Origin of the sequence: Dolichospermum lemmermannii CS-548, assembly GCF_028330815.1 — a bacterium.
Taxonomy (GTDB): Bacteria; Cyanobacteriota; Cyanobacteriia; order Cyanobacteriales; family Nostocaceae; genus Dolichospermum; species Dolichospermum lemmermannii.
Genome location: NZ_JAQMTJ010000140.1, coordinates 1 through 12,430, shown reverse-complemented (window position 1 = coordinate 12,430; position 12,430 = coordinate 1). Strand labels below are relative to the sequence as shown.

Here is a 12,430-nt window from a genome sequence, read left to right as displayed (position 1 = left end):
GAATAAGGGTTGAAATCAGCAAAAACCTATCACTTGACCAGATTCAATACTATTCTTCTCTTCTTCTAATTCTTCCTCCTGACTCCTGACTCCTGACTCCTGACTCCTAGCCCTCACAGACAACTTTTTCAGCACCCCCTAATTATAAATATCGTCATTACCATGCTGCGCTACCCGTAGAGGGGTAACTAAGCCTTGCTGCGTCTTTACTAGCCAGAAAAGAAGACAATTTTTTTCTCGTTCCCTTATCTCTGCAATTTTTCGGGAATATTCACAAGACTACTAGACAAAAGACATCAATACAACTGACAATTAACCCATCAAAATTTGATTATGTTTTTGGAGACAGATTTGGAACGCACATTTTTAGCAATTAAACCTGACGGTGTACAACGCGGCTTGGTGGGTGAAATTATCCGCCGATTTGAAACTAAGGGCTTTACCCTAGTGGGCTTAAAGTTTATGAAGGTTAGTAAAGAATTAGCGGAAAAACATTATGATGTTCACCGTGAAAGACCTTTTTTCCCTGGTTTAGTGGAATTTATCATTTCTAGTCCAGTGGTAGCCATGGTTTGGGAAGGCGAGGGCGTTGTGGTAGCAGCCAGAAAAATTATTGGCGCAACCAACCCTTTAACAGCAGAACCAGGCACAATTCGCGGCGATTTTGGCGTTAATGTCGGTCGCAACCTCATTCATGGTTCTGATGCTCAAGAAACCGCCCAAACAGAAATTGCGCTGTGGTTTAAGGAAGAGGAATTGGTTGCTTGGCAACCTCATTCCGCACCTTGGTTAAATGAGTAATTAGGGATGGGTAATGGGTAATGGGTAATGGGTAATGGGTAATGGGTAATGGGTAATGGGTAATAAAACTCTTACCTGTTCCCTACCTAATTACTTCAAGACTTCGGCTTTTTCCTTTTCTTCTGGAACTAATTCCACAACGGTGCGTTTAGAGAAGCCCCAGGCTAAGATGATACCAATAGCTGTCACCATGAGCCATTGTGGTGGGACTAAATCATCGTTGATGACTTTTAATAACAGACGTAAACCTACAAATGCTACAGTGATGTAACCTGCGTCTTCTAAGTTTGCATATTCATCTAACCAGCGGATAAATAATCCAGCCATGAATCGGAGGGTGACAATACCGATGGTTGTACCAGTGATTACCAACCATGTTTCTTGAGAAACGGCGATCGCTGTGGTTACACTATCCAAGGAAAAGGCTAAATCGGTAAAGGCAATCACGGGTATAGCTTGCCACAGAGATTTAAAACGTGGTCCGTGATGGTGATTGGATTCGTCTTCTTGAGAGCTAAAGTGTTGGAATACTAGCCATAAGAGATAACCAGCGCCCAATAGTTCAAATTGCCAAAATTTTTGTACCCAAGTAGCTGTTAACAATAGGGTGATTCGGAGGACATAAGCAAATACTAAACCAATGTTTAGGGCTTGACCTTCTAGTTTTTTGTCTTCTAGTCCTTGGGCGATCGCAGCGAGGGCGATCGCATTATCAGCCGATAGCACTGCCTCTAAAAACACTAAGATTAAGAGGACTATAGAAGCTTCGACGCTGAAATGAAAATCTAGGTAATTAAATATTTGGTCTAACATTCCAATTTCTCAGGCAAAAATCAATAATTTACAGAATTAGAGCTTAAAAGTTTTTCTTGTAGAAAGCACAACAAATTACTACTTTCATCTATTTTAACTTGCATTTAGCCTAGTTTTAATGAGTAATTTCCGTCACCACTCTAAACTAGATAACTAAAAGTTAGCATACTTATATTCATAAATTGACTTTATCATCTTATTTACCTGATATGTCATATCTTCCTGACATTTTGGTAATTCTTATTATTAACTATTATTTTCCTCATTCATTCCACAGGATTTCCACAGGTAATTTTGCAGTTTTCCACAGATGTTTGACGAGTTAATCAGCTATTGCTGACTTATTGGGGATTGTGAATTTTTCACTACTAACAGGCTTGATAACCGAGTTTTCATGAAGTTATGTAACAAAAATATAGTTATAAGCCTGATTAATTCGTCAATATTTATTTTTGACTGCTAATTGTTAACATTTCGCAGCATTGACAAATCCACCTGTTGTGAGCGCAAAATGATGAGTCTTAGTTTGATTCCCTTAGGCATCTGCATTTTGTATTTTGGTTTATTTTAATTTCCTTCCCTACTTTCCTCACAGGGGATGAATCAGCCCTCAGTCAAACTGAACACAAGTAACTTCTCTTGATTAATCTACAGGAAAATTTTATGAACACAACAGTTCCTCTCTTTACCGAAATTCCCGAAACATTACAGGAATCCATGAACAACTATCTGCAAAGCCATCCTGATTGGGATCAAACCCGCGTATTAACAGCGGCTTTATCGCTATTTTTGCTGCAAAATGGCGAAAGCGATCGCCGAGCGGCTCGTGTTTACTTAGAAACTTTATTTCATCAATAATCCGGAGAAATACTGGATTAAATTAATAAACCAACTCTGTTTCTGTTCACAACATTTTGCGTTGATAGCATAAATTTTGCAGACCTGCTCCCACGCCTTGAAGGCTTGGGAGCGGCGGAAGTTTAGAGATAGTAGTCAAGTTTTAGTTAGAAGTAGCGCATTCAAATTTGTACCCTACACCACGGATAGTGTGAATTAATGTTGATTGAGTCGGATCGATTTCAATTTTCTTACGAATTTGACCAATATGGACATCTACAACCCGTTGATCCCCAACATATTCATAGTCCCAAACTTTTTGGATCAGTTCAGATCGTCGCCAAACTCTAGCTGGATGACTAGCTAAAAAATATAATAAGTCAAATTCCAGAGCAGTTAAGAGAATGGGTTCGCTATTAAGCATTACTTCCCGTCCTATGGAATCAATAGTTAGTTTATCAAAGATAAGACGTTGCTGTTCTGCATTAGTTACAACCCGCTGCCGCCTTAAAATTGCTGCTACTCTAACTTCTAACTCTCCTAAACCAAATGGCTTAGTGAGATAGTCATCAGCACCTTTAGAAAAACCGCGAATTTTATCCGCTTCGTCTGTCCTGCTAGTCAGTAGTAGCACAAATACACCACTACGACTCTGCATTTCTTGACAGAGGTTAAAACCAATCACATCCGGCAAATTAACATCTAGAATTACTAAATCAGGGTTAAATTGCTCAAACATACTTAGACCAGTCTTACCATCTTCGGCAGACTCAACTTGATAATTTTGTTTGAGTAAAAAGCGTTGGATTAAATTCCGAACCGCAGGATCGTCGTCAATTACAAGAATCTTGGCAGCAGCCATGGCTATTATTTTTTACAGAAGTACATAGAATTAACAAAGATGATTGCGTAGAAACGCAGGTTTTACTTTGGCAGTAATTCAAAATTTACGGGGGATAGGGATGATTATCCTGATTATTTCTATAAACTGTAATTTTTATTGTGAATATTGAAGAGGTAAATCTGCTGGTATAGCAGGAGTTAGGGGAGGATGAGAGTAGTTTCCCGACTTCAGCCCACAGTCCTGAGTATTCAAATTTTCAACAATCTTAAAACCACAATTTTCTTATGTGCGGTTGCCCCGACTCATGCTATTATTGTGGTAGATGGATAAAATTGCCTACTTTCTCTAATGTAGGTAGCTACTTGTCTAATAGTTGTCTTTATTTCTATAAAATCTAAAGTTGTTTTTCTGTAAAATAAAAAGTGCCGCTGATTAAGGCTAAAGTAATAACCTCCCATGAGTGATCAAAGTCCCTACGAAAAACTTGGGGTATCAGAAGACGCAAGCTTCGATGAAATTCAGGATGTTCGGAATCGCCTGTTAGAACGACATGGTGGTGATGGCAATGTCCGAGAAGTTATTGAAGCTGCTTATGATGCGATTCTAATGGAGCGCCTACGGATGCGCCAAGAAGGTAAAATTAAAGTGCCTGAACGCATCCGGTTTCCAGAAAAGCGAGTTCCATCTTCTCCCCAAACAAGTCAAACCCTTGGTCAGCAGTCTCCTGCATGGCTAAAGCGGAGTATAGATCAGCCTACGTTAACTGATGTACTGCTACCAGGAGCTTGGTATCTGGGTTTAAGTGCAACTAGTGTGTTATATCCCGGTGGTAGCGGACAGGTTTTACAACTGTCCTTGGTAGTTGGGGTAGCTATTGGTGTTTACTTCCTCAATCGCAAGGAAGGAAAATTTGGTAGAGCGGTTTTATTCACGTTAGTTAGTTTAATTGCTGGCTTAATCGCTGGCGGTCTACTTGCTGGCTTAATATTACCATTACCATTGATAACTTTGACAGCGAATCAGTTTTCGACGCTGTTGACTTTTATATTGATGTGGTTAGTAAGTAGCTTTTTACGTTAGGTAATGGGTAATTGGTTAATGACCGATTACCCATAATTTTTTTATTGTTTGAGGATAAAATCTACAGCCGTTTTTAAATCGGTCACAATCATATCAGGTTGATAAGATGCTAGTTGGCTGCGATCTCGGATACCCGACTCAACTGCAATAATTTTGATATCGTGTTTTTTGGCAGCAGTAATGTCGGCTTCTGTGTCTCCCACCATCCAAGTATCAGCCGCAGGGGGGAGTTCAGCTAAGGCTCTAGCCATTAATAATGGTTTATCTTCGACATCACGAGTTTTTACATAGTCGTTACTTAGGCAATAACGACGGTTTTCTGGGAAAAACTGGCTCAAATTATATTGATTAAAAGCATAATCTAATTCTCGTACCCGTCGCATTGTCATCACGGCTAAATCAACACCGGCTGCTTGAACTTTGGTGAGTGTTTCTAATGCAGTGGGAACAAGGACATCATACTGGAAATAGGGGAGGGTGTGGACTATTTGTTTACGGATTTGGGAAAATTCTTGCCCTTGTTGGGCATCTAAACCTGATTGTAGAGCAATTTGGAGTTCGGGAGTGTGCGATCGCTTGAGTTGCCAAAATTCGGCTTTAGAAAGTTCTGTAATTGTTTGTTGAGGATATCGGGTTTTCTCTAAACACAATTGATAAACACGGTAGTAGCGTTCTGAAACATCCATGATTGGACCGTCAAAGTCAGTAATTAATCTCAGCATGAGTAGATAATGTTAATTTTTTTTACATTATCCCAGTCAGGTGGTATTTTTAATCTAAGATTTCGCGCAAAGAGGCAAAGGAGCAAAGGCGCAAAGGAAGAAATGAGAGATTGAGATTACATCAATAATTGTAACTGTGAACCTTGTTGGTTTTTACTCACTTCGATTCGGGCTTGGAAGGCTTCTTTGAGGTGGGGCATATGGGTTACAGTGAGGATACAGGCAAAATCAGAGGATATGGCGTTAATTGCGGCAATTAAGCGATCGCATCCTTCCCCATCTTGAGTCCCAAAACCTTCATCTATTACTAATAATTGTAATGATGCTCCTGCTCTTTGCGCTAATAATTTGGCTAAAGCTAAACGAATGGCAAAGTTAATTCTAAAAGCTTCTCCTCCTGAATAAGTTTCATAGGATCTCGTTCCTCTGGAATCAGCAATTAAAATATCTAATGTATCTATTAATTTAGCATTTTTCTTACTTGATTTGCCACTGCGTCCCGCTTTTTGGGTGATAAATTGGACGTGAAATTGATTCGCACTCAATCGAGAAAGTAATTGATTAGCTTCTGCTTCCAATTGGGGTAAAATATTTTCAATCATTAAAGCTTGAATCCCATTTTTGCCAAAAGCTTGAGCTAATTCTTGATAAACACGCTGTTGTTGTTTACAAATTTGCACCTGTTGGATATCTTGTTCATATTGATTTTGCAAAGTTTCTAATTGCAGAGACATTTGTTTTAATTGTCCCAACTGAGATATTTTATTATCTAGTTCCCGTCTCCGGTTTGCTAATTGTTGTTCTAAAGCATTAATTTGGGCTGTTGGGTTCGCACTGTCGGTTAATTGTTTAACCATATTATCAATTTGTTGAGTTAATATTTCTCGTTCTTTGAATATTCTTTGCAATGAATCTTCCAAATCTTGACTTTTATGACTTAATTGAGGATATTGTGCTTGTGCTGATAATAATTGTTGATGACGTAATTGCCAACCTTGCCCTTGTCGCACACCTTGACGCAGATAATTATGCTGTTCTGAACTATAGCCAATTTCGGCAATTTGCTTTTCTAAATTAGCGATTTCTTTCGCACAATCAGAATCAGTTTGTCCTTGTTGCAGTTGCAATTGTAATTTAGCAATATTCGCGGCTAATTCTGGTTTTCTAGCTATTAGTTGTGCTTGGCGTTTTAAGGCATCCTTAATTTGTCCTTGTTTAATTTCTGCCCAACGTAATTTATCTACATCACTACGGGCAAGAACGTGGTCTTGTTCACTATAATTAAGTTGCTGGAGATATTGATCTAATTGCTGAATTTCTATTTGTTTTTCTGGTGCATAATCACCGGTTTCTAAGGAATTTTCTAAATGTTGTTTTTCAGAAATAATTTGCAGTAACTGTTGTTGGACATCACTTGTAGCTTCTAACTGTGCTGCTAATTGTCCCCGTTTTTCTCGCAATGAATCATAACCTGATAACTTTTGGTCTATTTCTCGATATTCTTGTCTGAGTACCTGAATTTCCCGATCTGAAACCGCTATTTGTTCCCGCACTACCCAAAATTGTCCTTGAGTATCTTCATATTCTAATTGGGTTTTTTCGATAACTTTACTCCAATGATGTTCATCTAAAGGACGTTCACATAAAGGACAACTAGCATCAGGATTTTGTAACATTTGCAATTTTTGTTCTAGTTCTCCTAATAACTTTTCATAATCTCCTCGGTGAGCTTGTAACCGTTCCAGAAAATGTCGTCTTTCCTGTCCTTTTTCCTTGACTCTTTGGAGATAAACTCGCTTTTTATCTAATTCTTCAATTTGCGTTCCTATCTCTATTACTGCTTGTTGTAATTGGGGTTGACGATGGTGTTGATTTTGTAATTGTTTTTCTGTGGCTTGCATTTGCTCCAATCGCGCTACTAGACTAGCATGAGTGCGATCTAATTGACTTTGCAAACTGGCTCTTTGTTGTAATAATGGTGTTACCTGCATTTGCAATTGATCTAAGTTAGTCAAATGCTGACGAGCGGTATTTAATTGTAATATAGCTATTTCGATATCCCCAGATTTACTCAAGGTTTGGGAAATTTCTTGTTCTTGTTGTTCTAAAGCTGCTAATTGAGCTTCCGCTTGTTGTAATTGACGTTCTAAATCTTGAGTTTGTTTATATAGCTGTTGTTGTTTTTGTTGTTTTAAATTGGTAGCGCGGGTATGTTGTTCAAATTTAGCTGCAAAAATTTCTTCTTGAGATTGCAGACTTTGATATTGAGCATAACCAGCTTGAATATCAACTTGTTGATTGATAATCTTTTCTAAATCTGTTAATTGGGATTTTACAGCTATTTGTTCTTGTTGTAAGCGATCGCTATCTTGGTTCAGATTATCATATCGTTGCCGCACAAAATTTAATTGTTGTTCCCAACTTTGTCTTTGATGTTGGATAACTTGTAAACTTTGTAATTGAATATTTTCAAAAGCTTGTACTTGTTGTAAATTATTCAATTGCGCTTCTAACTCAGCGCGTTGAGTTTCCGTTGTTTCCCGTTGTTGAAGTTGAATTTTAATATTCGCTAAAGAATTTTCTAAATCTTCTCCTCGGATTCTATAAAGTTTAGATTTATCCTTAGCGCGTTCTTCTAACTCATCATACTGATTTAGTTTTAATAACTCCGCCAAAATTTCCTTGCGTTCAGCAGGACGTTTGAGCATAAATTCATCGGCTTTTCCCTGACGCAAATAAGCCGAATTAATAAAAGTCTCATAATCTAGCTTAATATGTTCGAGAATGACATCCTGAGTGGCTTTTAATCCCTTACCAGTCAAAGGACGAAACCCAGCAGGAGTTTCAATTTGAAATTCCAAAATACTAGTTCCACCTCTTACCCGGTTGCGAATTACCCGATAAGTTTGCAAACCACTTTGGAAAGTGAAATCAATTCGGACTTCTTGTGCGCCAGAATGAATCACATCATCCTCAATAGTAGCACGGCTTTCACCCCAAATTGCCCAAGTGATAGCTTCTAAAAGGGAAGATTTCCCCGCACCATTAGAACCACAAATACACGCCGTATGCAAGCCGCTAAAATCTAAAGCTGCGTCACGGTAACTAAGAAAGTTTTTGATGATAAGTTGGACTGGAATCATTCAGGCTATAGCGCCACATTTACAATTTTGAAAGTTAACAGTACAGATGCACTTAGTTTTTAGTTTAGCTATCTAATTAGCAAGTTTCTAGTTCTAAAGACATCAATTTTACAAAAATTTACAATATTGGGACAACTTTTTTCAAATGTCATCTGATGTCATCGTCAGATATTCTGTTTTTGTTGTCAAAAATGCGTTTATTGATACTATAGGTAATAAGTGTGCTAAAACCATAATCAGACTTAATTCTATGGACTTTGACAAAAAAGCCCTCAGCGAACGCGACATCTGTACTAAATACATCACTCCTGCCATAGTGCAAACCGCAGGATGGGATTTACATAGCCAAATCCGTGAAGAATACACCTTTACCGCAGGACGGGTTTATGTGAAGGGTAAATTAGTCACAAGAGGAGAAAGTAAACGCGCTGATTATATTCTCTTCTACAAACCTAATCTCAAAATTGCTGTCATTGAAGCCAAAGATAATAACCACAGTGTGGGAAGTGGAATGCAGCAAGCACTTAATTATGCAGAAATGTTAGATATACCTTTTGTTTATAGTTCCAATGGTGACGCATTTTTAGAACATGATAGAACTGTGACATCAGGAATAATGGCAAGAGAAATTCCTTTAGATAGTTTTCCCACACCGGCAGAATTATGGCAACGTTATTGTCAATGGAAAAATATTGATGATGAATTGCAGCCTATTGTTACCCAAAGTTATTATGATGATGGCAGTGGTAAATCACCCCGTTACTATCAAGAAATAGCTATTAATAAAACTGTAGAAGCCATTGCTAAAGGTGAAAACCGGATATTATTAGTTATGGCTACAGGTACGGGTAAAACCTTCACAGCTTTTCAAATTATTTGGCGGTTATGGAGATCTAAACATAAAACTAGAATCCTATTTTTAGCAGATAGAAATATTCTCATAGACCAGACTAAAACCAATGATTTTAAACCCTTTGGTTCTCCTATGACGAAAATAACTAAACGTCAGGTAGATACAGCTTATGAAATTTATTTAGCCCTTTATCAAGGTGTATCAGGAACAGAAGAATCTAAAAATATATATAAACAATTCACTAGGGGATTTTTTGATTTAATTGTAATTGATGAATGTCATCGTGGTAGTGCGGCTGATGATTCTGCATGGCGAGAAATTTTAGAATACTTTTCTGCTGCTACTCAAATTGGTTTAACAGCTACACCCAAGGAAACTAAAGAAGTTTCTAATATAGATTATTTTGGCGAACCCATTTATACTTATTCTCTCAAACAAGGCATAGAAGATGGATTTTTAGCCCCTTATAAAGTTGTGAGAATTGATATTGATAGAGATTTAGAAGGCTGGCAACCAGCACCGGGAGAATTAGATAAATATCATCAATTAATTGAAGATAAACTTTACACCCAAAAAGATATTAACCGCACTTTAGTATTAGAAAATCGAGATATTTTAGTTGCTAAAAAGATAACGGAATTTCTCAAAGCTACCAACCGTTTTGATAAAACCATTGTTTTTTGTGAAGATATAGACCACGCCGAAAGAATGCGCTGTGCTTTAATTAATGAAAATAGTGATTTAGTTTCCCAAAATCGTAAATATATTATGCGAATTACGGGAGATGATGAACAGGGAAAAGCAGAATTAGATAATTTTATATTACCAGAAAGTCCCTATCCAGTGATTGTGACGACTTCTAAATTAATGACTACAGGAATAGATGCCCAAACTTGTAAATTAATTGTTTTAGATAAAAATATTGGTTCAATGACTGAGTTTAAACAAATCATTGGTAGAGGGACAAGAATTAATGAAGAATTTGATAAAAAATACTTTACAATTATAGATTTCAAAAAGGCTACTAAAAAGTTTAATGATGAAGATTTTGATGGTGAACCTGTACAAATATATGAGCCAAAAACAGGGGAATCTCCTGTACCTCCAGATGATGATAATGGTAGTAGAGATAGTATAGATAGTAGAGATACCTTTGATGATTTACCAGGAAAACCAGGACAAAGGCGAGTTAAATTTGTACCTGTAGGTGTGGATGTTGATATAGTTTCTGAAAGGACTCTTTATTATGGTAAAGATGGTAAATTAATCACCGAATCTATTAAGGACTATACCCGGAAAACTGTCCAACAAGAATTTACGACTTTAGATAAATTTCTGCGTCGTTGGAATGCAGCAGCACAGAAACAAGCTATTATTCAAGAATTGCATGAACAGGGAATTTTATTAGAAGCATTAGCACAAGAAGTGGGGAAAGATTTTGATCCTTTTGATTTAATTTGTCATGTGGCTTTTGACAAACCGGCTTTAAGTCGGAAAGAAAGGGCGAAAAAGGTGCGTCAGCGTGATTATTTTCATCAATATAGTGAAAAAGCCCGTGCGGTTTTAGATGCACTTTTAGATAAATATGCAGATGAGGGAATTGAAAATATTGAAAATATAAATGATTTAAAAGTGCAACCGTTTGATAAAATAGGTACACCTATAGAAATTGTCAAATTATTTGGTAATAAACAAAAATATTTAGAAGCATTACAGGAGTTAAAAAATCAACTTTATATGGCATCATGAAATATGAATTACTGAATATATCTGCGTAGTTATCTGTTAGTTTCCACACCCGCCCAGAAATGAATTTCCGGGCTAATAGCTAAAGTAAACTAAAGTTTACTCAAAGATTCTCAGGTTATTTAGTCATCAAAAGACAACTTTTGCTATGAGACTGGGAATATGGCTAACGCCACGCTGCGCTATCATTCCCAGGCGGGCTATTTCTCGTTCCCATACTCTGTATGGGAATGAATTTTAGAAGGCTCTGCCTTCAATGATACTAGAGGTAGAACCTCTTGATAGCATTCCCAGTCAGAGACTGGGAACGAGATAATAAATAAAACAAAAAAATAGTCGGTTTTAACCGACTTTAGCTTTGAGACGGGGAATTTATTCCCTGGCTGACTGGCTAACTCAAGTATCTGGCATAATAGCCAATAGTGCATAACTCTATCTCTATCAACAAATGTCAATCAGTACCACAATTAAAACTATTCAAGACATCATGCGTAAAGATGCGGGTGTGGATGGTGATGCCCAACGCATTAGTCAATTAGTATGGATGATTTTTCTCAAGATTTTTGACGACAGAGAAGCCGAATATGAACTGTTAGATGATGATTACCATTCTCCCATTCCAGAGGCTTTAAGGTGGCGGAATTGGGCTACAGACTCGGAAGGAATGACGGGGGATACTTTACTTGATTTTGTGGATAATGTTTTATTCAAAACTCTAAAAGACGCGAATACCTATCAAGATAAAAACCCTCGCGGGTTTGTTATTAAGGCGGTATTTGAAGATGCCTATAATTATATGAAAAATGGCACTCTTATCCGGCAAGTAATTAATAAATTAAATGAAATTGATTTTAATAGTTCCCAAGATAGGCATTTATTTGGCGATATTTATGAACAAATACTTCGTGATTTACAAAGCGCGGGTAATGCGGGGGAATATTACACTCCCCGCGCTGTAACTCAATTTATGGTGGATATGATTGACCCCAAATTGGGTGAAAGAATTTTAGATCCGGCTTGCGGTACGGGAGGTTTTTTAACTTGTGCTTTGGAACATATTAAAAATAAATATGTAAAGACTTCAGATGATAGCGAAAAATTACATAAGTTAATTAGAGGTGTGGAGAAAAAACCCCTGCCTCATTTATTATGTATGACGAATATGTTATTGCATGGTGTGGAAGTTCCAGCGATAAGTCATGATAATACTTTATCTCGACCTTTGCGAGATTATAAACCTAGTGATAGGGTAAATGTAATTATTACTAATCCGCCTTTTGGTGGTATGGAAGAAGATGGAATTGAGTCTGGTTTTCCGGCTACTTTCCGCACTAAAGAAACGGCTGATTTATTTTTATTATTGATTAGCCATTTATTACAAGATGGGGGACGGGGTGGTATTGTTTTACCAGATGGAACTTTATTTGGTGAAGGTGTGAAAACCCGCATTAAACCTGAGTTCGATGTAAATAAAAAGTCTAAAAGTACGTAACAGTAACAGTTCTGTCAATAAGTATTGGTTATTGAGAATTAAAGCCCACACCAAAAATTTCTCAAAAAATTAATTTTTTGAAATGTATTTACTATTAGG

10 protein-coding genes are annotated in these 12,430 nt (G+C 37.3%); 6 read left to right on the top strand and 4 right to left on the bottom strand.

All coding sequences use genetic code 11. The annotated features are described in order from the left end of the window. Positions 1 to 351: 351 nt before the first annotated feature. Positions 352 to 801: a nucleoside-diphosphate kinase gene (gene ndk / locus PN450_RS09150; protein ID WP_168632752.1), complete on the top strand. Its 450-nt coding sequence runs from the start codon at positions 352 to 354 to the stop codon at positions 799 to 801. A gap of 90 nt (positions 802 to 891) precedes the next feature. Here the strand turns inward: ndk and PN450_RS09145 are convergent, their stop codons facing one another. Continuing rightward, positions 892 to 1,614, bottom strand: coding sequence for a TerC family protein (locus PN450_RS09145; protein WP_015080125.1), 723 nt, complete (start codon positions 1,612 to 1,614; stop codon positions 892 to 894). A 663-nt stretch (positions 1,615 to 2,277) separates the two neighbouring features. Between PN450_RS09145 and PN450_RS09140 the strand changes: the two genes are divergently transcribed. Continuing rightward, the gene (locus PN450_RS09140; RefSeq protein WP_168696478.1) at positions 2,278 to 2,472 is read left to right on the top strand and encodes a DUF2811 domain-containing protein; all 195 of its coding nucleotides are present in this window, start codon (positions 2,278 to 2,280) and stop codon (positions 2,470 to 2,472) included. A 142-nt stretch (positions 2,473 to 2,614) separates the two neighbouring features. Here the strand turns inward: PN450_RS09140 and PN450_RS09135 are convergent, their stop codons facing one another. Next, on the bottom strand, positions 2,615 to 3,313 hold the full coding sequence (locus tag PN450_RS09135) for a response regulator transcription factor (protein WP_015080127.1): 699 nt from the start codon (positions 3,311 to 3,313) through the stop codon (positions 2,615 to 2,617). Between the two features lie 189 nt (positions 3,314 to 3,502). Between PN450_RS09135 and PN450_RS09130 the strand changes: the two genes are divergently transcribed. Beyond that, positions 3,503 to 3,625 (top strand): hypothetical protein, encoded by a 123-nt coding sequence (locus PN450_RS09130; protein ID WP_271836084.1) that lies wholly within the window; start codon positions 3,503 to 3,505, stop codon positions 3,623 to 3,625. A 126-nt stretch (positions 3,626 to 3,751) separates the two neighbouring features. Then, entirely contained in the window at positions 3,752 to 4,375 is a 624-nt protein-coding gene (locus tag PN450_RS09125; RefSeq protein WP_213800900.1) for a CPP1-like family protein, read from the top strand. Positions 4,376 to 4,416: 41 nt separating this feature from the next. Here PN450_RS09125 and PN450_RS09120 read toward each other — a convergent pair whose 3' ends face one another. Together PN450_RS09120 and sbcC are read right to left on the bottom strand one after the other, a co-directional pair. After that, positions 4,417 to 5,097: an HAD family hydrolase gene (locus tag PN450_RS09120; protein ID WP_271836083.1), complete on the bottom strand. Its 681-nt coding sequence runs from the start codon at positions 5,095 to 5,097 to the stop codon at positions 4,417 to 4,419. A gap of 116 nt (positions 5,098 to 5,213) precedes the next feature. Next, on the bottom strand, positions 5,214 to 8,240 hold the full coding sequence (gene sbcC, locus PN450_RS09115; protein WP_148759998.1) for an exonuclease subunit SbcC: 3,027 nt from the start codon (positions 8,238 to 8,240) through the stop codon (positions 5,214 to 5,216). Between the two features lie 250 nt (positions 8,241 to 8,490). Here sbcC and hsdR point away from each other — a divergent pair, with 250 nt between their 5' ends. Together hsdR and PN450_RS09105 are read left to right on the top strand one after the other, a co-directional pair. Then, positions 8,491 to 10,842: an EcoAI/FtnUII family type I restriction enzme subunit R gene (hsdR, locus tag PN450_RS09110; RefSeq protein ID WP_271836082.1), complete on the top strand. Its 2,352-nt coding sequence runs from the start codon at positions 8,491 to 8,493 to the stop codon at positions 10,840 to 10,842. A gap of 445 nt (positions 10,843 to 11,287) precedes the next feature. After that, positions 11,288 to 12,331, top strand: coding sequence for a type I restriction-modification system subunit M (locus tag PN450_RS09105; RefSeq protein WP_271836081.1), 1,044 nt, complete (start codon positions 11,288 to 11,290; stop codon positions 12,329 to 12,331). Positions 12,332 to 12,430 lie beyond the last annotated feature (99 nt).

Coding starts and splice junctions, on each gene's coding strand:
- PN450_RS09145 (WP_015080125.1), bottom strand. CDS start 1,614: ATGTTAGACCAAATATTTAATTACCTAGATTTTCATTTCAGCGTCGAA.
- PN450_RS09140 (WP_168696478.1), top strand. CDS start 2,278: ATGAACACAACAGTTCCTCTCTTTACCGAAATTCCCGAAACATTACAG.
- PN450_RS09135 (WP_015080127.1), bottom strand. CDS start 3,313: ATGGCTGCTGCCAAGATTCTTGTAATTGACGACGATCCTGCGGTTCGG.
- PN450_RS09130 (WP_271836084.1), top strand. CDS start 3,503: ATGAGAGTAGTTTCCCGACTTCAGCCCACAGTCCTGAGTATTCAAATT.
- PN450_RS09125 (WP_213800900.1), top strand. CDS start 3,752: ATGAGTGATCAAAGTCCCTACGAAAAACTTGGGGTATCAGAAGACGCA.
- PN450_RS09120 (WP_271836083.1), bottom strand. CDS start 5,097: ATGCTGAGATTAATTACTGACTTTGACGGTCCAATCATGGATGTTTCA.
- sbcC (WP_148759998.1), bottom strand. CDS start 8,240: ATGATTCCAGTCCAACTTATCATCAAAAACTTTCTTAGTTACCGTGAC.
- hsdR (WP_271836082.1), top strand. CDS start 8,491: ATGGACTTTGACAAAAAAGCCCTCAGCGAACGCGACATCTGTACTAAA.
- PN450_RS09105 (WP_271836081.1), top strand. CDS start 11,288: ATGTCAATCAGTACCACAATTAAAACTATTCAAGACATCATGCGTAAA.